Source organism: Phyllobacterium sp. SB3 (assembly GCF_040009165.1).
Classification (GTDB): Bacteria; Pseudomonadota; Alphaproteobacteria; order Rhizobiales; family Rhizobiaceae; genus Phyllobacterium.
On the sequence record NZ_JBDYKI010000003.1, the window covers coordinates 333,985 to 355,249 of the forward strand.

Genomic DNA, 21,265 nt, shown 5'->3' on the forward strand with positions numbered 1-21,265 from the left:
AATGTGCAGGTTATTGGGGCGAGGCGTGACAAAATTTCAACATTTGAATGCTGACAGTGGATCAGACCGTCAAGGGATTCCTGCCCATATTGAGATGAAGTTCGTGCCCTTCATAAGCATGTTTTTCGGCTACCTCTTCGTTTAGCTCTACACCAAGGCCCGGCTCGGATGAGGGGATTACATAGCCATTTTCCCACTGGATCGGTTTTTTCAATATGTCCGCATGAAAGCCGCCAAAAGCCTGAATACATTCGAGAATCAAAAAGTTTGGGCTACAGGTTGCCAGTTGGATGTTGGCCGCACCGACAATTGGTCCGCAATAGAGATGTGGGGCGATTTGCGCATGAAAGGTCTCGGCCATTCCGGCTATCTTTTTGGCTTCGAGCAAACCGCCGACACGTCCAAGGTTCATCTGAAGTATATTGGCTGCACGATTTACAAGCAGGCGCTGGAATTCATACTTTGTCGTCAGACGTTCGCCGGAGGCAATCGGGATAGATGTGTGCTGCTGAACGTATCCCATATTTTCCGGCATATCGGGTGGTACAGGCTCTTCAAGCCACAGGGGATCATAGGGCTCCAAGCGTTTTGCGAGACGCACCGCGCTGGTTGGTGTCATTTGGCCATGGGTGCCGAAAAGAAGATCGGCTTTTGAACCAACTGCTTCGCGCACAAGACGCACAAATTTCTCGCCGAGCTCCAACTGCTCCAACGATAGCTGGCGGGGATCGAACGAGGTATAGGGCGCAACCGGATCGAACTTTACTGCCGTGTAACCCTCGGCGACATACTCAGCGGCACGCTCTGCTGAAGCCTCGGCATTCCAGTATATATCGGAGGTCTCGCCAAGTTCGGGCTTTGGGTAAATGTAGGTATAGCTGCGCAATTTCTCGTGGACTCGACCGCCGAGCAGTTGATAAACAGGCTTGTCAGCTTCCTTGCCGATAATATCCCAACAGGCCATTTCGAGCGCTGATACCGCGCCCATGACTGTCACATCCGGACGCTGTGTAAACCCACCCGAATAAGCGCGTCGGAAGAATTTTTCGATGTGATGCGGATCGTTGCCGATGAGCCAGCGTTCAGCGATATCTTCAACGACCCTACGCATGATCTGCGGGCTGATGGTCGAGTTATAAGCCTCGCCATAGCCTACAACTCCCGAATCGGTAGTCAGTTTGACGAAGAGAAACCACGTGCCTCCGAATGAAGGTGGTGGATTGCCTACAACGAAGGTTTTGACATCGGTGATTTTCATGGCTTCTCCAGACATTTGCCTTACAAGAGACTATGCGAGGCTTGACGCAATGCAGAAACCGCGTAACGACCCGGGATGTAAGGTTTCCGACAGTTTTCAACCGGAAATCTTGCAACGCAGAACAACGAAATCGCCATGGAGGCCGCAAATGACCGAACTTACGAAACCTATTGGCGAACTGACGCTTCGTACTTTAGCGATGCCGGCGGATGCCAATGCCGCAGGTGATATTTTTGGCGGCTGGGTCATGGCGCAGATGGATTTATCGTGCGGTATCCGTGCGGCTGAACGGGCACGGGGACGTGTTGTTACTGCTGCGGTTAAAGAAATGGCGTTCGCCAAACCGGTCAAGATTGGCGATACGCTTTGCATCTATACGCATATCGCCAATGTCGGGCGAACATCCATCACGCTCAAAGTCGAAGCCTGGGCACAACGCTATCTTTCAGACTTGATGGAGAGGGTGACCTATGCCGATTTCGTCATGGTTGCGCTTGATAAGGAAGGGCACCCCACACCTGTTCCGGCAGAATGACTCCATATTGGCAAAACTTGCTCTAGCCTTGGCTGCCGATCATATACTTATCCCAGAAACCGGCCTCTGCTTCAATCTGCTCAACTACGTCGATCCAAAGACCTGACGGGTCATGGAACCCGAAGCGCCGTTGACCGAATGGCTCATCGGTAAGCGGATATTCGATTTTCAGGCCGGTTTCGCTGATCTTTTCAAAGGCAGCTTTTGCGTCATCGACCTGCAGCTCAAAGCACATGCCTGTACCGCTGAAGCTCTCTGAGCCGGGTGGTGATGAGGGATGATCCGGCGTCATGAAGGCTATTGAGGCTGAACCGTCCTCAGCAGAAAGCCAGGAAAACCAAGTGCTGTCGAAGCCGCTGACGAAGCCCAGATGCTTGATCCAGAAATCCCGGCACGCTTCTTTTCGAGCGGTTATGATAATGGGATAGCGATCTGTAAAACTCATTAATTCCTCCACGATTAAGATTAGAACATCATTTAACAGGATGCTTGAAACCCAAGGCAAGCCCAGTTTGGCAGGAGTATGAAATAGGAATAAGTTCTCAGCTGAGAACTTATTGTAAAGCGTTACGGGTGCAACGAAACCTGACTAATGACAGGCGCAGCACCGTCTGCGATAACAAAACCAGAAACTCCGGGCGAGAATACCATCATAAGTTGCAAAAATGGAGCAGGAATGCCTGCTTTCTGGGTAAAAATGTCTAAAAAATTGAGGTGAAAGCGTGGCTTTTTTAGGGGCAATTCGTGACTACTCACGCAAGAAGAATGCGCAGGATAGCGCAAAAGTTGATTTTGTAGAGCTGTTCTTCGACCTGGTTTTTGTCTTTGCCATTACCCAGATATCGCACCTCCTGCTGCATGATCTGACCTTGAAGGGACTGATTGAAAGCGCGTTGCTCCTTGCCGCTGTTTGGTGGGTCTGGGTCTATACCACTTGGGTAACCAACTGGATGGACCCGGCGAAGCCACCTGTCCGAGCAATGCTGTTTGTGTTGATGCTTGCCGGACTTGTGCTTTCGACATCCATACCAACAGCATTTGGCGAGCGTGGTCTGGTTTTCGCAGTTGCATTCGTCCTCATGCAGCTTGGGCGCTCACTGTTTATGCTTTGGGCGGTTCGCCAGCACAATCAAAGTAATTTCCGCAATTTCCTGCGTATTACGATCTGGCTTGGCGTATCGGCTATCTTCTGGATTTCTGGCGGTCTGGCCGATCCGGAGAATCGTATTTTCTTCTGGGCAGTAGCTTTGGCAATCGAGCTTGGCGGACCGGCATTCGGCTTCCGGACACCGGGGCTGGGGTCATCCACAACGGCAGACTGGGATATCAATGGCGATCACATGGCCGAACGGGCAGCATTGTTCATTATCATTGCCCTTGGAGAATCCATTCTGGTTTCCGGAGCAACATTTGCCGAACAGCAGTGGAATTTGATTTCTTTCTCAGCTTTCCTGACGACCTTCGTAGCATCTGTTGCCATGTGGTTGATCTATTTCAATGTCGGTCAGTCCGCAGCCCATCACAAGATTGCGGCTACTGATGATCCGGGGCGCATCGCACGCATCGCATATACCTATATCCACGTGCTTCTGGTGGCAGGCATCATCGTTGTTGCTGTTTCGGATGAGTTGATTCTTGCGCATCCTTCAGGCCATACGGAATTGACAGCGATATGGACGTCCATCGGCGGAACCGCCCTCTACTTGATCGCCAATCTTCTGTTCAAGTTCTATGTGGCAGGGCGTCCGCCATTCTCACACGTTGTCGGCTTGGCTTTGTGCGGCGCCTTGGCCTTCTTTGCCAGTCATGTGTCGCCGCTTGTACTGGGTGCCCTTACCAGTTTCATTTTGATCATTGTCACTGTCTGGGAACTCAAAGGAAGGCGCAAAGATCAGCATCATGCCTAGGGTCAGGACCCATTAATCTGGTCGCAATGGTATGAGGCTTTTCGTTTTGCCAGGTGGAGCAAAGGCGAAGGCAATGTGGTTCATTGTAGAGAGTTTGCGACAAACTAGCCGGACGAAAAGACCATATCCCTTGGACGCCGAAACGGCTGCAAGCTGCAGTGTCAAACCGCTCGGCCGATGGAAAGGCCCCGCGCTTCTCCTCGCATCTTCTTGCCGTTTCAGACGCCATTTCGATCATATTAATGGGTTCTGACCCTAACGGCAGGAACGCTTGCCGCTACGCCTTTCCATAAGATCAAAATGGAAATGATCGCGATGGAATATGTCATAGCCCGGCCCAAGGACCGTAGTGAAGTAGCTGCAGGCATCTGAACGGACACTGTTGAGCATGCCGCGCTGGCGGAAGGAGAACAAGCCGGGCTTCTGCACCTTGATATCTTTGCCGTTGTTAAGCGTGACCTTGGCGATATCGAGAGCATTGCCCTTGGAATGCTCTGACATGGCTCGTCCACGCTGATTGCTCATTGTCCGACAGGAATAGCTTGATGCCTGATGGATTGTGTTAACGCCGGAAAGGTAGCGCAGTCGGGAAGAAGGTACCAGATCGCCCTTGACCCATTTAGCGAAAGCGAGTGTCATCTGGCAGTTCAGAGTTGCGGCAGGTTTCAGTTTGATACGCCCGCTGGCAAAGCCGCTGACTTTTAATGGGTGGTCAATCCGGCAAACTCCACCATCATTGATTGGCTGGCGTTCCTGAAACACTACGCCAAGCCGCTTTAATTGTGTGCGACAGGATACCTCGCTGCCAGACATTGCAAAAGCGCTTTCGCCGCGTGAGATCGGATCGCTAATGCCGCCGGGATAGCCGTAGGTGTCCTCGGAACTGCTTTCATTATTTTCAACCGGCAGTTCTTCGGCCCGGGAAAGCGGCTGGATATTCTCGGATGGCTGCTCATAGTTGTCTGGTGCAGTCGGAGCAGGGGCGACAGTCACAACCTGCTCGTAGTTCTCTTCCGCCTGCGGTTCCAAATCCTGTTGTGGTTGTACAGCTATTGTGTCTTGAGAATTGCCGACATCAGCGGATGGCCGCCTGACGTCGCCCATTCCGCACGCGCTCAATGAAGCCGACAGCGTCAAAACAGCAATGGGTACAATGCGCCGGAGGCGCTTTCGGGACGACAACGCAAAACTCATGTCACCACATCCTTTTGCCCGAAATCGGGTCAATTACACGCAAAAATAGCGGCAAATTGTAAAGGAAAGGTCAGCAGTCCGGTTAAGGTCTATGGCAAAACTGAGGCTCTATTGTCATCAGAGCGGTTAAGCAGGGTGGGGATCAGTTCCACGGCAATCATGGCAGCGAATATGAGCGCGCATCCAATAGCTCCACGGAAGGAGATGGTTTCTCCCAGTAACAAGGCACCGAAAATTGCTGCAAAAAGTGCTTCCGATGACAACATGATCGCCGCCTGCGCCGAGGTGGTGAAACGCTGCCCCACAGCCTGCAATGTGAATGCGATGCCGGAAGAGAAAATACCGGCAAAGATGATGAGCGGCGCGACCGAGAGAATACTGGCAACATTACTATGTTCGATGCCGCCGGAAATAATCAGACCGAGCGCTGCACACACGAGAAACTGCACAAGTGACAGCATGATGGGGCGGCCGCTTTTGATGGCCAGTCGATTGATATAAATTATTTGCAGGGCCCAGAAAGCCGCGCAGGCTATTGTCAGCCAGTCACCGGTTGATAGTCCTTCAACCTTGCCGCCAGACAACAGATAGATGCCCGTCAGTGCCGTGAGCGCGCAGGGCCAGACAATCAGATGCGGCCATTGCCAGAACAATACCACTCCCAGGAATGGAACCATCACGACATATAGGCCAGTGAGAAAACCTGAATTTGTTACCGATGTGGTTTGCAGTCCGACCTGTTGCAGGGCGGCGCCAGTAAAGAGCAAGGCGCCAATAAAAAGGAAGCCATAATAATCTTTTGGCTCAAGTTTGCCCGTAGCGCGCCGTGCCTCGCGAACGGCGAGGGGTGTCACAGTGAGCGCTGCCAGAAGAAAGCGTATGCCAATGAACATGAATGGTTCGACGCCGGTCATGGCGCTTGATTGCGCTACGAAACCGAGACCCCAAATTGCTCCGGCTGCAAGTAGCAGTAAGTTGGCACGCCCGCGCGTCATGATTTCCTCGATGGTTGAGGCGGTTAAAGACCGCCGCCGCCATCTCTATCCATTGCCATTTGACGCGGCAAGAGCGTTATACGTCTGAAGCCCGGGTCAATCTGACAATCTTGCCGTTGCTGTCATCGGTGAGCAGGTAGACAGAGCCATCAGGAGCCACGCGGACGTCTCTTATTCTTCCGAACTCTCCTTCAAAAAGCCGCTCCTCACTTTTTATTGCACCGGTTTCATCCCGGTCCAGACGTACAAGCATTTCGAACTTGAGAGCACCAGCCAATAGATCGCCGTTCCATTCCGGAAACATTTCTCCGTTGTAGGCGGCGAGGCCGGATGGAGCGATAGATGGGTCCCAATAATAGAGCGGTTGTTCATAGCCTTCGGCCGCCGTTCCTTTGCCGATCTTCGCTCCCGAGTAATCAACACCGTATGTTATAACCGGCCAACCATAATTCTTGCCTGCCTGCGGCTGGTTAATCTCGTCGCCGCCTTTTGCTCCATGTTCCAGAGTGAGCATGGAATTGGTTACTGGGTCCCAAGTTGCGCCCTGCGGATTGCGATGTCCCTTGGACCAGATTTCCGGCAAGGCTTGCTTCCCATCGGCAAAGGGATTGTCGGAAGGAATTGTACCATCCGAATTGATGCGCAGAACCGAACCTGCGTGATCATTAAAATCCTGCGCGCGCTTTTGTTCACCACGTTCGCCCATCGTGACAAACAGCTTGCCATCAGGTGAAAGTACAATCCGCGAGCCAAAGTGTTGCCCTTTGCTGGTTTTCTTGTTCATTGAAACGAGTGTCTGGACTTCTTCGAGCGCTGCTTTATCGTCTGAGCGGACGAGCTTCGCGCTTGCCAGAGCGGTGCCGGCACCACCTTGCCCCGGCTGCGAGTAGGTAAAGTAAATCTTGCCGCTTGCCGCAAAATCAGGAGCTGCCACAACATCAAGCAGGCCACCTTGCCCATTTGCCCAAACTTCCGGAACATTCTCTATTGGGTCGGACGCCTTTCCCTTGTCGAAAACGCGCATGGTGCCCGAGCGTTCGGTGACGAGCAGTGCACCATCGGGGAGGAATGCCAAGCCCCACGGGTGATCGAGACCATCAGCAACAGTTTCAGCTGAAACCGTGACGGTTTGGGTTTTGAAATCTTTTGCCGCTGCCGATAATGTTAACGTCGGAAGAAGGGTCAGCATGCTCGCAGTCAAGACATTGAAATTCCGTCTCATGCGTCGTCATCCTCTCGATTTTGCATTATTTCTGACGAGTTTGCCTGCAATTCGGGTCACGGTCGTCTCACAGTGACGTGAATTGGCGTGTTTCCATACTGAAATGCGGAAAGCGCAGCGTGGTTGCGACATTTTCCACTTTCTTCGTGAAATCGCGGCAAACAGTGCTATATTGGGGAACGAATGACTGAACGGTTCCGAAGTCTTTGAGCTTCGGTGACCGTTTTCTTTTTGTGTTGCGAGGCTCTGCGAAGGGTACCCGACATTGACTGCGAAAGGAGAGGGCATGGAAAAGGTCCCGATGACTCAGGCTGGTTTTGACAAGCTCAAGGAGGAGCTGCGCTTTCGGCAACAGGAAGAGCGGCCACGCATTATTCTCGCGATTTCCGAAGCGCGCGCCCATGGCGACCTGTCGGAAAATGCAGAATATCACGCTGCCAAGGAAGCACAGAGCCATAATGAGGGACGTGTCGGCGAGCTTGAGGATTACACGGCTCGTGCCGAAATCATCGATATTTCCAAGCTTTCCGGCGATAAGATCAAATTTGGTGCGACTGTCGAATTGATCGATGAAGACACCGAGGAAAAGAAGGTCTACCAGATCGTCGGCGATCAGGAGGCAGACCCGAAGGCTGGCCGTATTTCAATTTCATCCCCAATCGCCCGCGCCCTGATCGGCAAGAGCGAAGGCGATACTATTGAAGTGAATGCGCCTGGCGGCGCTCGTTCCTACGAGATCGTCGGATTCAAATTCATCTGAATCAAGTGCCCGAATCATTGAACGATGTCGAGGTGATAGCTCCGAACTTGAAGCGCAAGCTGTCCGGGGTCACCTCGACTATTATTCAACTCGTCCCGCTGCAGCAGACCAACGGGCTCGGCATTGTCACCATCGGACCGGGGCTTCCCGCGACGCTGCCACATATCGGTTGGACGGACTTGCGCGGTGCGTGGTTCAAGCCGCGTAAGCGACCGTTCCGTATCTGGCATGCGCGCCGCAATACTGAAATGGTCGCGGGAATTCTCCTCCGCTCGGTTTTGCGCATGAAGTTCAAACTTCTGTTTACATCTGCCGCTCAGCGCGATCACAGGTCGTTCACCAAGTGGCTCATCCGGCAGATGGACGGCGTGATCGCAACCAGTGGCAAATCCGGAAGTTTTCTCAAGGTTCCGCATCGCGTCATCATGCATGGCATTGATACGGAGAAGTTTCATCCACCGCAGGTTGAGGATGATGATTTCTCGGCGTCGGGATTGCCCGGAAGATACCTCGTTGGATGCTCCGGGCGCATTCGCCCGTCGAAAGGCACTGATCTTTTCGTCGACGCGATGATCAACCTTTTACCAAAATATCCGGAATGGACGGCGGTGATGACAGGCCGCACGACAGCCGAGTTTGCAGGGTTCGAGAAGGATCTGCGCGGACGAATTACTGCTGCAGGCTTGCAGGACCGGATATTGTTTCTGGGTGAAGTGCCTGATGTCCGCGTCTGGTACAGGCGCATGACGCTGTATGTCGCGCCATCCCGCAATGAAGGGTTTGGGCTGACGCCGTTGGAAGCCATGTCTTCGCAGACCGCTGTTGTTGCAAGCGATGCGGGAGCGTATGCGGAAATGATTGAGCCGGAAACAGGCGCTGTAGTCGCTGCTGGTGATGGCTTGGCACTCGAAAACGCTATTGAGCTATATCTGGCTGATCCCACCAAATGCGAAGCCGCTGCAAAAGCCGGACTTGCTCATGTACGGGCAAATTTTCCGCTTCAGAAGGAAGCATCCAGCATCCTGGAAGTCTATGAGACGATCTTTGCGGGTGAACGCGTAGGTTAGAGGCTCTAAAGCACCATCAACGGTTCGTTTTTGACAGAGCGGATTGTCAGCGAGGTTCGCACGCTGTCGACATTTGGTGTCGATGTCAGTTCTTCAATAACGAAATTCTGGAAAGTGCTGAGATCCGCCGACACGCAATGGAGCAGGAAATCGGATTCGCCGGAAACCATCCAGGCGCGTCGGACAATAGTCCAGCCTTTGGTCTTTTCCGCGAAGCTTTTCAGGTCCGCATCGGACTGCCTGTGCAGCCTGATCATGCAAAAGGCGACGATATCCTGACCGAGTATCGCGCCATTGAGGATTGCGCGGTAGCCTTGGATGATGCCGCTCTCCTCCAGCTTGCGCACACGGCGCAGGCATGGGGGTGCCGAGATGCCGACCCGCTCCGCCAATTCAACATTGGTGATGCGGCCATTATCCTGCAGCTGTTTCAGGATTTTCCAGTCGATAGCGTCGAGGTCCGCCTTCAAAGGCATGATTTTTATTTATCCCCATCCCAAAGCTTAAACATCACCATAGGCGATTCCTGACGCTGTGTAATGCATCGTGCGACGGTTGCAAACAGGTTCATTTTACCGGCTCCAGAAACGTCGGGTGAAGAGAATGACAATTGTGATGATCTCCAGACGGCCGGCGAGCATCAGATAGCTCAAAACCAGCAATGAGGCATCATTCAATGTTGAAAAGTTCCCGACAGGTCCGATCGTATCGCCAAACCCCGGGCCAACATTGGAGAGTGCCGTCAATGCTCCAGTGATTGAGGTGCCAAGGTCATTACCGAGCATTGTGAGCACTGTCGCTCCAATGACCAGCGAAGCCATGTACAGGAAGATGAAAAGCAGGGCAGACTGCGCGACATCCTGCGTTATTTCGGAGCGGCCATAGCGCATTTTTATGATGGCATTGGGCATGATCAATCGCGTCAGGCTTGCTGAAGCAAGCTGCCAGAGGATGATGATGCGATTGAGCTTGATGCCACCGGAAGTAGAACCGGAACAGCCGCCAAGAAATGTGACGAGGAAGAATATGCCGAGCGCCTCGGCACCCCAAAGCGTGTAGTCCTCGGTGGCAAAGCCGGTGGTCGAGATGACAGAGACAAGATTGAATGACGAGGCGATCAGTGCATCGCCAAAGCCGATATTTGTCTCGAGCTTCAATCCGACTGCCAAAAAGAAGCTGAAGCCAATGACAATGCTGAAAAACAGGATTAGCTGCGGGTCCGCCAATGAGGAAAGACGCTGCGGCATCAAGGCTTTGATATAGAGCACGAACGGCAGAGCGCCCAAGATCATGAAGATCGTCGCGATCACCAGAATGGCGCGGTTATGGGCGTAAAAGCCGAGCGAAGAATCATGCGTGGAAAAGCCTGCAGTAGCGACTGTCGTCATGCCATGATTGATGGCGTCGAACATTCCCATGCCGGCAACGAAGTAGAGCATGGTGCAGAGTAGCGTCAGGGTCAGATAGGCAAGAATGATGCCTTGGGCAATCTGATGGATACGCGGCAATATCTTTTCGGATTTGTCGGAGGACTCCATATGCAGCAACTGGATGCCGCCCACCCGAAGCGAGGGTAGCAGAAGCAGCCCCAAACCCACGAAGCCAAGGCCGCCAAACCAGCATAACAAGGACCGCCACATCAGGATTCCACGCGGCATCGTGTCCAATCCCGTCAAAACGGTGGCACCGGTTGAGGTGATGCCCGACATTGATTCGAACAGCGCCTTGGCAAAACTGATCGGCAGCGTTGAAAAATAAAGCGGAAGCGCGCCCAGTAATGCTGCTGTCAGCCAAATCGCGACAATGAGCAGAAAGCCGAGACGCGGGCTGAAGCGGATTTCGGATTTATGCGTTGCAAGAACGACCAGCCCGCTGAGCACGCCGGTAAATATTGCCGACTGCACGAACACCAGCCAGTCGCTGTTGCCGATATGCAGATCGACCAAGGCCGGAATAAGCATGGTGCCGGCCATGACCAAGCCAAATCGAGCACAAATATTGGTAATGGTGCGAAGGATTGGACTGGCCTCGTGATCGCGTTTTGACTGCTATGTATTTCATAGACTTATCTCGGAGGTGGCACAATCCACCCGGAAATGCCAGCCCGACATGTACAAGCTGTGGCTAACCCGGCTATATTGACCGAAGACCTTGCAAGGAAGGGGGCGGAAACACTACCTTAGTGCCATTGAAAGCGAGGGTGGTGTGTGCCACCTATCGTATATCTCTAAGGTGTACCACCAAGGTCTAGTCATGACACAGCGCCATGTGCCCGTTCTCATTATCGGTTCCGGCCCAGCCGGTTATACGGCAGCTATCTATGCGGCCCGTGCCAATCTGAAACCTGTTATTGTTGCAGGTCTTCAGCAGGGCGGTCAGCTGATGATCACCACCGATGTGGAAAACTATCCGGGTTATGCGGACCCGGTTCAGGGTCCATGGATGATGGAGCAAATGCGGCTTCAGGCCGAACATGTGGGCACCGAGATCATTCACGACATCATTACCGACGTTGATCTGTCAATCCGGCCCTTCCGCCTGACTGGCGACGGCGGCACACAATACACTTGTGATGCGTTGATCATCGCGACTGGCGCGCAAGCCAAATGGCTCGGGATACCGACAGAACAGACGTTCATGGGCTTTGGCGTTTCTGCCTGCGCTACATGCGATGGCTTCTTCTATCGCAACAAGGACGTAGTTGTTGTTGGCGGTGGTAACACGGCCGTCGAAGAGGCGCTGTATCTTGCGAATATCGCCAAGTCTGTAACGATCGTGCATCGCAAAGATCATTTCCGTGCAGAGAAAATTTTGCAGGATCGGCTTTTTGGCAAAGAAAATGTCAAAGTTGTCTGGGACAACGTCATTGATGAGATTACCGGTACGGAAGCAAAGCCACCAATGGCTGCATCTGTCTCGGGCGTACGCCTTAAAAATGTAAAGAGTGGCGAAACCACAGAGCTTGAAACCCATGGCGTATTCATCGCCATCGGCCATGCGCCTGCGGTCGAACTATTCAAGGGGAAACTCAAGCATAAGCCGAATGGCTATTTATGGACTGCTGCAGATTCAACGGCCACGGACGTTCCGGGCGTTTTTGCTGCAGGAGACGTAACCGACGATGTGTACCGTCAAGCCGTTACCGCGGCAGGCATGGGCTGCATGGCAGCTCTCGAAGCTGAACGTTGGTTGGCCGCTCAAGAACCGGTGCGTCAAGCCGCCGAATAGGCGCTGTATAGAGGCCGGCCTCTATTTTTGAGGCCGACAAAGGGGGAGAGACCGCGCGATGTCGCTTGATTGGGACAAATTGCGAATATTTCATGCTGCTGCCGAAGCTGGGTCATTCACCCATGCTGCCGAGACACTGCATCTATCGCAATCGGCTATCTCCCGTCAGGTCAGCGCCTTGGAGCAGGACGTTGGCGTTCCGCTTTTCCATCGTCATGCCCGCGGTCTGATACTGACAGAGCAGGGCGAGGTTCTCTATCGTACGGCACACGAAGTGCTGATGAAGCTGGAAAACGTGCGTTCACGGCTGACCGAGAGCAAGGATAGGCCGTCTGGCAAACTACGTGTGACGACTACAGTTGGTCTTGGCTCTGGCTGGCTTGTCGAACGCGTTCAGGAATTCATTGAACTTTATCCGGAAGTGCAGCTGCAATTGCTTTTCGACAATGAAGAGCTGGACCTGACGATGCGTCATGCGGATTGCGCTATTCGCCTGCGCCAGCCCCAACAGCCCGACCTGATCCAGCGCCGCTTGTTTACGGTGCACATGCACGTCTATGCCTCGCCGAGCTATATAGCCAAGTACGGCAAGATCGAAAGCATCGACGAAATCGATTCTCATCGGATTGTGAGTTTCGGCGAACCCGCACCATCATACCTCACCAACCTGAATTGGCTTGAAGTTATAGGACGATCCGATGGCAATTTGCGCCCGGCCGTATTGCAGATCAATAATCTGCTGTCGATCAAGCGCGCGATCCAGAAGGGGGTCGGTATCGGCGTGTTGCCGGACTACATGATCGAGAAGGATTCTACCTTGGTACGATTGTTACCAGAGATGGAATTGCCCTCATTCGATACGTTCTTCTGCTACCCGGAAGGAATCAAGAATGCGGCCAAATTGCACGTGTTCAGAGATTTTCTTTTCAATAAGGCCCGTACTTGGTCTTACTAGGCAGTAAATTCACAATTTTTTAGAAAGTTTTTCTTTCCAAGGGCAGGCGATCCTGGGGAAGAAAATTGCTCGATCGGCCTTACCCTTCGCTTGGTATTTTTGATCGGTTGGCTAAAACCATAGACATGCGTTCTATGCATGGCTGCTATGCATTTGTGTGGGGTTGCAACTCCGGCTGGCGGAGAACATATCCATGTTACTTGCCGGTGCATCTCCTCCTCCCATTTGCGCACCGCCAAGTGTTCCCCTCTGGAGGTTTAGCCGGTAACGGCACCTTCAAAACTATAGGCCGGGCACTTGTCCGGCCTTTTTTTATTTGTCTCTTAGACTTTAGCAGGATTACCGCTGCTCCCCTCGAAATGTTACAATTAGGTTGCAATGTGAGGTGTGTCGGCGGCGCAGCGTAGGTAAAAAATGACAAATTCTCCAGAAATTATCCCAAAGACGTTGCTCGTGGAGAAGCCCAGCGATGAAGTGGCATTCGTAGCCGAGCCCGGACGGTTGATTACGCCTACTGACTGTCCTCCGCGTGCAGGCTGGGCAAGAGGATGCGCAGAAGGTTGCTGATGATGAAGATAGCTGTGTATGGCTCGAATTCTCGAATGCTGAGGTTCAATGGTAAAACGTGGCGACGTCTTAGCTCATCAATTTAGACCTACATTTGGGAGCGATACATTCGCTGGACAAACAGCGTCTCGTGAGAAAAATAGGCCAATTGCCAATCGTGTTATCAAAGATGTTCTTTCAGCACTTCGAACCGCATTTGAAGAAAAAAAGGCCCCTTTGAGGGCCCTTTTAAAATCGAATTGTTGTTAGCGAAGATTGGCGCAGAAGCGCTGTATGCGCTTGCCTGCTTCTTCGAGATTTGCATCGGACGTTGCATAGGAAATGCGGAAGTTTGGTCCAAGGCCGAACGCAGAGCCGTGCACGGCGGCGACAGCTTCTGTAGCCAGAAGTTCGCTGACAAAATCCTCATCATTCTGGATGATCTTGCCTGATGGAGCAGTCTTGCCGACTGCGGCTGCGCAGGAAGGATAGACGTAGAACGCGCCTTCCGGCTTGGGGCACTCGAGCATTTTGGTCTGGTTCAGCATCGAAACGATCAGATCACGGCGTCCTTCAAAGGCTTTCTTGAAAACAGGCAGATGCTCCTGTGTGCCATCCAGTGCTTCAACAGCAGCCCATTGCGAAACAGAGCTGGTTCCCGAGGTTTGCTGGCCCTGAACCATATCCATGGCCTTGATCAATTCGATAGGACCAGCGGCATAGCCAATGCGCCAGCCTGTCATGGCATAGGCTTTCGAAACGCCGTTCATGGTCAGCGTACGGTCATACAGGTTTGGCTCAACTTGTGCTGGCGTGACAAATTTGAAGTCACCATAGGTCAGGTGCTCATACATATCATCTGTCAGCACCCATACATGGGGATGGCGTACGAGAACGTCTGTCAGCTTCTTCATTTCGTCCCACGTGTAAGCCGCGCCGGACGGGTTTGAAGGCGAGTTCATGATGATCCATTTGGTCTTCGGCGTAATGACACGCTCCAGATCTTCGGGCTGCAGCTTGAAATCGTTTGCCTGAATTGCCGAGACAACGACAGGTGTGCCGCCGCAGAGTGAAACCATCTCCGGATAGCTGACCCAATATGGCGCTACGCAAATGACCTCATCACCAGGATTCAGAGTTGAAAGCAACGCGTTGTAAATAACGTGCTTTCCGCCTGTGGAAACGATGGTCTGGCTAGCCTTGTAGTCCAGCTCATTCTCACGCTTGAACTTGCGCGTGATGGCTTCGCGTAGCTGCGGTATGCCAGATACTGGTGTGTACTTCGTCTCACCGCGGCGGATCGCGGCAATTGCGGCTTCCTTGACATTATCCGGAGTATCAAAGTCCGGCTCGCCTACGGAAAGCGAAATAACGTCACGACCCTCGGCTTTCAAATCACGCGCTTTCTGGGTGATCGCAATCGTTGCGGATGTCTTCACACGGGAAAGGGTGTCGGCGAGGAATGCCATGGTATCGTTCTCCTGAAACGAGCGTTGATGACCGGTATCCGGTTTGCGGGACTGCTATGTCGCAAGACCCCGAAAATCGCAAGCAAAAGCATACATAAAGGCTTCACTTCATGCACTTTCTGTGCAGGGTGTGACATCCCATGTCGAAAACATCAGTGTCGGTTGCGTGATACGTCAATGGAACTGATTGGACATTGTCAGCGGTTGCGGGGAAATTTGCCCCGCCACAGGAGAGACAGACCATGCCGAAACTCTATTCGCAAATTGATTCCGGGAATTCCTATAAGCCGCGGCTTTTGATGGCTAAATTGAATTTGCCTTTTGAACATGTTTCGATTTCTTTCATCGATGGTTCAACCCGCAAACCGGACTTCATGGCCAAGAATCCCAATGGCAAAATACCCCTGCTTGAATTTGACGATGGGCGATTTCTGGCTGAATCGAATGCGATATTGCTGCATCTTGCCGAAGGCACCCGTTTTATTCCGGAAGCCCCCTATGAGCGCGCGCTGATGTATCAATGGCTCTTCTTCGAACAATATACACATGAACCCAATATCGGGGTACGCCGTGCGCTGCTGGTTTATCCCGAACGGGCCAAGGATGCCACACCCGAAAGGCTGGCGGCTACGCTGGAGGGCGGCAACAAGGCATTGCTTGTCATGGAAAACCAACTACAGAAAACGCCTTATTTAGCAGGTGCAGGTCTGACGATTGCCGACATAGCACTCTACGCTTATACGCATGAGGCCAACCGAGGCGGCTTTGATCTTTCGGCTTACCCGTCTGTAGCAAAATGGCTGAGCCGCGTTGCGGGTGATGAAGGCCATGTGCCGATTACATGGTTGCCCACGTAATCAACGCCGCTATTTGATCTCAAGATCAACGCCAGTCATACCCGGCAGCGTGGTGGCGAGAGCATCAATCGCTACTCTGATACGTGTCGGCATGTAGGGTTGTCTGGGCCAGACGGCATGTGTGTCAAAGACCATCTGCCCAACATCGGGAAGAAGCCGTTTGAGCTTTCCCGTTTCAAGTTGATCCCGAATGAGCCAGCAAGGCAACCATGCTAGTCCCATACCGCCAACTGCGGCATCTGCCACCGCTTCCAGATCATCAAGGATGATGCGGCTTGCAGTTGAAGCCGTATCGAAGCCCTTCCTGTCATTGGGAAAAAGCCATGAACGGATATTCCCATTCTGGCCGTAGAGAATGGCTTGGTGGGCAGCAATGTCTTCAATGGTTTCAGGCGTTCCGTGAGACATCAGATAGGCGGGCGAGGCGCAGACTGTCATACGCTGCCGGGCGATACGCTTTGCCGCGAGATTTGTCGTGTCCGGCAACCCCGCATTGCGAACGACGAGATCGTATCCTTCGGCGACCAGATCCACCGGGCGGTCTGTGAAAGATACTTCCAGGCGTAGGGATGGGTATTGTCGTGCCAGTTCGAAAAGCACTGGCGCCACGCAGCGTCGACCGAACAATACCGGCAGGCTCAGGCGGAGACGTCCGGACACAACATTCTTGCCGGAAGCGATGACCGTTTCAGCAGAATCGAGGGTTGCAAGGAGCGTCTGGCAGTGCTCGTAAAAACTATGACCGTCATCAGTAAGCTTGAATGAGCGTGTTGTTCGCTGGCACAGGCGCACGCCCAGTCTTTCTTCGAGCCTCGCGATTGTCTTGCCAACTGCCGAGCGCGAGAGGTGCAACTTGTCAGCCGCTGCCGAAAAACTGCCGGCATCCACTACTGCAACAAACTCTTCGATTCCGGCGAGGCGATCCATTTTGATATCCTTTGTAGAACTCAAGGATACAATCATGAGTAAGAATGGCGCAACTGCTTTGATTATATCTCATATAAATACGGAATCCTTGAAATAAACAGAGGATTCGACATGAGCGGAGTAATGAAACGCTGGCAAGTTGCAGCGCCTGGACGGGATAATCTCAAACTGGTTGAGGTTGCGACGCCTGCACTCGGGCAAGGCCAGATACTTGTGAAGGTTGCGGCCATTTCTTTGAACTATCGTGATGGATTGCTGATTGATACCGGCTTCGGGATGCCCGATCCACTGGAAGAACCGCTTGTTCCAGCGTCTGATTTTTCCGGCACTGTGGTTGCGGTGGGCGACGGCGTTACCCGTTTCGCAGAAGGCGATAGAGTAATCTCCACATTCGTGCCGGACTGGATTGACGGTGCAGGGCCGGGCACTGCGCGAACTCCTAATAGCCGTACGCTTGGCGGGCCGCTGCAGGGTGGATTGGCCGAGTATGTCGCGATAAGTGAAGACTGGGCGGTTCGCGCTCCATCAAGGTTGAGTGATATAGAAGCAAGCACGCTGCCTTGTGCCGGATTGACTGCATGGACGGCGCTGGTCGAGCGCGGCAATGTCAGGGCAGGCGATAAGGTCGTTATCCTTGGTACCGGTGGTGTATCGCTGTTCGGACTGCAAATAGCGCTGGCGCATGGAGCTGAGGTTATCGTGGTTTCCGGCGACGACGACAAACTGCTTCGCGCGCGGAAAATCGGTGCTCATCACACTATAAACCGGAAGAAAGAAGACTGGGTTGAGGCTCTGTACAAAATCACTGACGATTATGGGGCAGATCACATCCTTGAGACTGTGGGCGGTCCGCACCTTGATAAGTCATTGCGGGCAGCGGCAGTGACAGGACGTATTTCAATGATCGGTATTCTGGATGGTTTGGAAGTAACCGGCGGCTTTGTGCCTCTCGCCGTCAAGCGGCTTGTTTTGGAAGGTATTCAGGTTGGTAATCGCAAGGGTCTGGAGAACTTTGTGAAGGCTTGTGACCAGATTGAAATCAAACCGATTATCGATGGAGTTTACCCCTTTGACGAATTGAACGCTGCGCTTGATCATTTGGGGCGAGGGCCATTTGGAAAGATCGTCGTAGAGTTGAACTGATACTTCCAGATACAAGTCTTGATTGTGGCGGCCATTGAAACCAATGGCCGCCACAATCATATCAGGAGGCATCAGAAGCAATGCAAAGGGACCGCCTTATGAAAATTCTCATCGTCCTCACTTCGCACGACAAGCTTGGCGATACTGGCAAGAAAACCGGTTTCTGGCTCGAAGAGTTTGCTGCGCCCTACTATACATTTCTGGATGCGGGCGCGGAAATCACTGTTGCTTCGCCGAAGGGTGGGCAGCCGCCACTTGATCCGAAAAGCGATGAACCTGATAGCCAAACCGAGATGACAGAGCGTTTCCGTCAGGATAAAGCGGCGCAGCAGGTTTTGGCCAATACGAAGGTACTCACGGAAGTCAACGAGGCAGACTATGACGCTATCTTTTATCCGGGCGGTCATGGCCCCCTTTGGGATCTGACTTCGGATAAAGCTTCAATCAAGCTGATTGAGCAGTTCTACAGGAATGGAAAACCCGTTGGGGCAGTGTGCCACGCACCTGCTGTCCTGCTGCAAGCGCAGATTGATGGCGAGCCGCTTGTCAAAGGCAAGCGTGTTGCGGGTTTCACCAATAGTGAGGAAGCAGCAGTGCAACTTACGGATGTGGTGCCTTTTCTCGTTGAGGACGAGCTGAAGCGCCTTGGTGGCCTTTACGAAAAGGTTGATGACTGGGGTGTGCTTGCCATCGCTGACGGCCATCTCGTTACGGGTCAAAACCCTGCTTCTTCGAGTGCTGTTGCCGAAGAGGTCCTCAAGCTGCTGCGATAGTCCAGAAATGCAAAAAGGCGGGATCAAATCCCGCCTTTTCGAATTTCATGTGCGTTCAGAAATCAGACGATTCCCGTATGCGGCTATCAGCCTTCAACGCTAAGGTTGTCTGCGGACGACTTGCCCGAACGACGGTCCTGTACGATTTCGTAGTTGACCTTCTGGCCGTCATTGAGACCGCGCAAACCTGCACGCTCAACAGCGGAAATATGGACAAAAACATCTGCACCACCAGTATCGGGCTGGATGAAACCGTAACCCTTAGTGCCGTTGAACCATTTCACTGTTCCCGAAGCCATGGGAAGTTCCTTTCAGATATATAAAACAGGCAGCATGCACATATGCGGCCCAGGGAATCGAACCTATGCAATGGAGTTCATCAGGAAGCGCAACAGGTTACGCAGGTCGCAAAGTCACTCGACCGATAAAATCGATGCGAAATACATATGACAGAATTTCTGGCAAAACAAGCCGTTTTCAAATGGGGTTTTCAGGAGGTTAACGTGTACCTGGTTGCATGTGGAATTGACCCTAATAAACTCCAGCGTGAAAAATCGGGATGCCAGTGGGTGGTTTCAAAAAGTAAATGTTAGAGTAATCGAGCCGAATCACGGCCTTCGACGGGGGAGCCAGATGGCGAAGCAGAAACCCAACCGAGTGCCAGCAACCTCCGTCGCTGGCGAAGTACAGGCAGGGCTTTTAGCCCAGCTTGGTGTCATTGCTGATATCTATTGGAAGTCTCCGGTCCGCAATCGCCTAATACTGTTTATTTCCGGTGTTTTCGGCATCATTATCCTGACGTCCGTAGGGCAGGTGTTGCTCAACCGCTGGAATGTGCCGTTTTACGATGCCTTGTCGCGACGTGACTTTCCGGCCTTCCTTGATCAGTTGATGGTTTTCTTCGGGATTGCCGCTGTGCTTCTGGTGTTAAGCGTTGGCCAGACCTGGCTCAACCAGATGACACGTCTGAAACTGCGTGAAGGCTTGACGCGCGATCTTATCGGCGAGTGGCTTGTACCGCGGCGTGCGTTCAAGCTTTCCAATTCAGGGCCTATTGGTGTTAACCCCGATCAGCGCTTGCACGAAGATGCAAGGCATCTTGCTGAAATGTCGACCGATCTGGGATTTGGCCTGCTGCAATCGACAATCCTGATGGTCAGCTTTGTCGGCGTGCTATGGGCACTTTCGAGCGGTTTTGTATTCAACGTTTATGGCTACAGTTTCTCCATCCCGGGCTACATGGTATGGGCCGCTATTCTTTACGCATCTCTGGCATCCTGGCTGAGTTGGCTCGTCGGGCGCAAACTCATCAAATACAATGCTGATCGGTATCAAAAGGAATCGGAACTACGCTTCTCTCTGATGCGCGTTAACGAGCATATTGATGCGATCTCTCTGTATCGCGGTGAGGCTGATGAGAACCGGCGGCTCGGCTTCGATGTTGATAGCCTGCTTGCGTCTATCCGACTGCTTGTAACTGCTTTGACACAACTGACTTGGGTAACGTCAGGCTATGGCTGGATCACCATTGTGGCTCCCATTCTGGTCGCAGCGCCTGTCTACTTCGCCGGGAACCTCTCTTTCGGCGGCCTGATGATGGCAATTGGTGCGTTCAATCAGGTTCATGATGCGCTAAAGTGGTTCGTCAACAATTTCGGCGCGATTGCCGACTGGCGGGCGACTTTGCTGCGTGTCACGTCCTTCCGGCAGGCAGTGCAGGCGACGGATGCAATGAACGGCGTTGAGCAGCGCATCAAGTTTGCTGAGGCAGATGCGGATCAGATCACGCTCGATTCACTCAAGATTACGGCACCGCGCGCTACGGTACGGCTGAAGGAAAAGCATGCGGTTGTCGAAGAGGGCGACCGGGTACTTATCACAAGTGACACTGGTATTGATCGGACTTTGCTGTTTCGCGCTATTGCCGGCCTGTGGCCCTGGGGTGCCGGTACGGTGACTTTGCCTGCCAACAAAACCATAATCTACATGCCACGCCTGCCATATTTTCCGCCCGGCAGCTTGCGTGAGGCGATGTCTTATCCATTGGGAAAAGATGGCTTTACCGACGAGCAATTGGTGGGAGCCTTGCACGAACTGGGATTGAAGCGTCTTGAAAGCATGCTTGATTTTAATGCGCGCTGGGATCGCGAACTTAGTGACGATGAGCAGCAGTCACTCGCATTTGCGCGATTGATGCTGCACAAACCCGATTGGGTTGTTATCGACGAGGCACTCGATGCGATGGAAGCTGACGCCTACGACCGGGTCGTGATCGTGTTGCGCGAACACCTTGCCAAATCGACCGTCGTACATATCGGACGCGAGGAAAAGAATGATCATGTCTTTTCCAAAGTCTTTCATTTTGTCAGCGACCCCTCCGGCCATGGGTTGGAAGAGGAGGGGCTGCAAGGCGTTTAGACCGCCTGAAA

The 21,265-nt window shown here is 52.8% G+C and carries 20 protein-coding genes; 10 read left to right on the forward strand and 10 right to left on the reverse strand.

The window, feature by feature from the left end:
• Positions 1-61: 61 nt before the first annotated feature.
• Complete coding sequence (locus ABKW30_RS12810) at positions 62-1,258, reverse strand: mandelate racemase/muconate lactonizing enzyme family protein (RefSeq protein WP_348599317.1); 1,197 nt, start codon at positions 1,256-1,258, stop codon at positions 62-64.
• A 148-nt stretch (positions 1,259-1,406) separates the two neighbouring features.
• Between ABKW30_RS12810 and ABKW30_RS12815 the strand changes: the two genes are divergently transcribed.
• Positions 1,407-1,793 carry an acyl-CoA thioesterase gene (locus ABKW30_RS12815; protein WP_348599318.1) on the forward strand — a complete coding sequence of 129 codons (387 nt, stop codon included), beginning with the start codon at positions 1,407-1,409 and terminating at the stop codon, positions 1,791-1,793.
• A 22-nt stretch (positions 1,794-1,815) separates the two neighbouring features.
• Here the strand turns inward: ABKW30_RS12815 and ABKW30_RS12820 are convergent, their stop codons facing one another.
• Entirely contained in the window at positions 1,816-2,238 is a 423-nt protein-coding gene (locus ABKW30_RS12820; RefSeq protein WP_348599319.1) for a VOC family protein, read from the reverse strand.
• 277 nt (positions 2,239-2,515) lie between these two features.
• Between ABKW30_RS12820 and ABKW30_RS12825 the strand changes: the two genes are divergently transcribed.
• On the forward strand, positions 2,516-3,700 hold the full coding sequence (locus ABKW30_RS12825) for a low temperature requirement protein A (protein ID WP_348599320.1): 1,185 nt from the start codon (positions 2,516-2,518) through the stop codon (positions 3,698-3,700).
• 255 nt (positions 3,701-3,955) lie between these two features.
• On the opposite strand, the gene ABKW30_RS12830 is transcribed toward ABKW30_RS12825, so the two are convergent.
• The 3 genes from ABKW30_RS12830 to ABKW30_RS12840 all read right to left on the reverse strand — a co-directional run bounded on the left by ABKW30_RS12830 (position 3,956) and on the right by ABKW30_RS12840 (position 7,111).
• A complete protein-coding gene (locus ABKW30_RS12830; protein WP_348599321.1) occupies positions 3,956-4,894 on the reverse strand; it encodes an extensin family protein in 939 nt (312 codons plus the stop codon).
• Positions 4,895-4,983: 89 nt separating this feature from the next.
• Entirely contained in the window at positions 4,984-5,889 is a 906-nt protein-coding gene (locus ABKW30_RS12835) for a DMT family transporter (protein ID WP_348599322.1), read from the reverse strand.
• A 76-nt stretch (positions 5,890-5,965) separates the two neighbouring features.
• Complete coding sequence (locus tag ABKW30_RS12840; RefSeq protein ID WP_348599323.1) at positions 5,966-7,111, reverse strand: PQQ-dependent sugar dehydrogenase; 1,146 nt, start codon at positions 7,109-7,111, stop codon at positions 5,966-5,968.
• A gap of 286 nt (positions 7,112-7,397) precedes the next feature.
• Here ABKW30_RS12840 and greA point away from each other — a divergent pair, with 286 nt between their 5' ends.
• Positions 7,398-7,871, forward strand: coding sequence for a transcription elongation factor GreA (gene greA, locus ABKW30_RS12845; RefSeq protein WP_008124180.1), 474 nt, complete (start codon positions 7,398-7,400; stop codon positions 7,869-7,871).
• Between the two features lie 5 nt (positions 7,872-7,876).
• Positions 7,877-8,938, forward strand: coding sequence for a glycosyltransferase family 4 protein (locus tag ABKW30_RS12850; RefSeq protein WP_348599324.1), 1,062 nt, complete (start codon positions 7,877-7,879; stop codon positions 8,936-8,938).
• A gap of 5 nt (positions 8,939-8,943) precedes the next feature.
• On the opposite strand, the gene ABKW30_RS12855 is transcribed toward ABKW30_RS12850, so the two are convergent.
• Together ABKW30_RS12855 and ABKW30_RS12860 are read right to left on the reverse strand one after the other, a co-directional pair.
• Positions 8,944-9,414 (reverse strand): Lrp/AsnC family transcriptional regulator, encoded by a 471-nt coding sequence (locus ABKW30_RS12855; RefSeq protein ID WP_122084125.1) that lies wholly within the window; start codon positions 9,412-9,414, stop codon positions 8,944-8,946.
• A gap of 96 nt (positions 9,415-9,510) precedes the next feature.
• A complete protein-coding gene (locus ABKW30_RS12860; protein WP_348599325.1) occupies positions 9,511-10,911 on the reverse strand; it encodes a TrkH family potassium uptake protein in 1,401 nt (466 codons plus the stop codon).
• Positions 10,912-11,191: 280 nt separating this feature from the next.
• Here ABKW30_RS12860 and trxB point away from each other — a divergent pair, with 280 nt between their 5' ends.
• Both trxB and ABKW30_RS12870 read left to right on the forward strand, forming a co-directional pair.
• The gene (gene trxB, locus ABKW30_RS12865; protein WP_348599326.1) at positions 11,192-12,166 is read left to right on the forward strand and encodes a thioredoxin-disulfide reductase; all 975 of its coding nucleotides are present in this window, start codon (positions 11,192-11,194) and stop codon (positions 12,164-12,166) included.
• 58 nt (positions 12,167-12,224) lie between these two features.
• Positions 12,225-13,121, forward strand: coding sequence for a LysR family transcriptional regulator (locus tag ABKW30_RS12870; RefSeq protein WP_348599327.1), 897 nt, complete (start codon positions 12,225-12,227; stop codon positions 13,119-13,121).
• An 812-nt stretch (positions 13,122-13,933) separates the two neighbouring features.
• Here ABKW30_RS12870 and ABKW30_RS12875 read toward each other — a convergent pair.
• Positions 13,934-15,136, reverse strand: coding sequence for a pyridoxal phosphate-dependent aminotransferase (locus tag ABKW30_RS12875; protein WP_348599328.1), 1,203 nt, complete (start codon positions 15,134-15,136; stop codon positions 13,934-13,936).
• Between the two features lie 242 nt (positions 15,137-15,378).
• Between ABKW30_RS12875 and ABKW30_RS12880 the strand changes: the two genes are divergently transcribed.
• Entirely contained in the window at positions 15,379-15,993 is a 615-nt protein-coding gene (locus ABKW30_RS12880; protein ID WP_348599329.1) for a glutathione S-transferase family protein, read from the forward strand.
• A 9-nt stretch (positions 15,994-16,002) separates the two neighbouring features.
• On the opposite strand, the gene ABKW30_RS12885 is transcribed toward ABKW30_RS12880, so the two are convergent.
• A complete protein-coding gene (locus tag ABKW30_RS12885) occupies positions 16,003-16,920 on the reverse strand; it encodes a LysR family transcriptional regulator (RefSeq protein WP_348599330.1) in 918 nt (305 codons plus the stop codon).
• A 123-nt stretch (positions 16,921-17,043) separates the two neighbouring features.
• Between ABKW30_RS12885 and ABKW30_RS12890 the strand changes: the two genes are divergently transcribed.
• Positions 17,044-18,063 carry an NAD(P)-dependent alcohol dehydrogenase gene (locus ABKW30_RS12890; RefSeq protein ID WP_348599331.1) on the forward strand — a complete coding sequence of 340 codons (1,020 nt, stop codon included), beginning with the start codon at positions 17,044-17,046 and terminating at the stop codon, positions 18,061-18,063.
• A gap of 98 nt (positions 18,064-18,161) precedes the next feature.
• Entirely contained in the window at positions 18,162-18,836 is a 675-nt protein-coding gene (locus ABKW30_RS12895; RefSeq protein ID WP_348599332.1) for a type 1 glutamine amidotransferase domain-containing protein, read from the forward strand.
• An 86-nt stretch (positions 18,837-18,922) separates the two neighbouring features.
• Here ABKW30_RS12895 and ABKW30_RS12900 read toward each other — a convergent pair whose 3' ends face one another.
• Positions 18,923-19,135, reverse strand: coding sequence for a cold-shock protein (locus ABKW30_RS12900; RefSeq protein WP_008124164.1), 213 nt, complete (start codon positions 19,133-19,135; stop codon positions 18,923-18,925).
• A 334-nt stretch (positions 19,136-19,469) separates the two neighbouring features.
• Between ABKW30_RS12900 and ABKW30_RS12905 the strand changes: the two genes are divergently transcribed.
• On the forward strand, positions 19,470-21,254 hold the full coding sequence (locus ABKW30_RS12905; protein WP_348599333.1) for an ABC transporter ATP-binding protein/permease: 1,785 nt from the start codon (positions 19,470-19,472) through the stop codon (positions 21,252-21,254).
• The last annotated feature ends 11 nt before the right edge of the window (positions 21,255-21,265 follow it).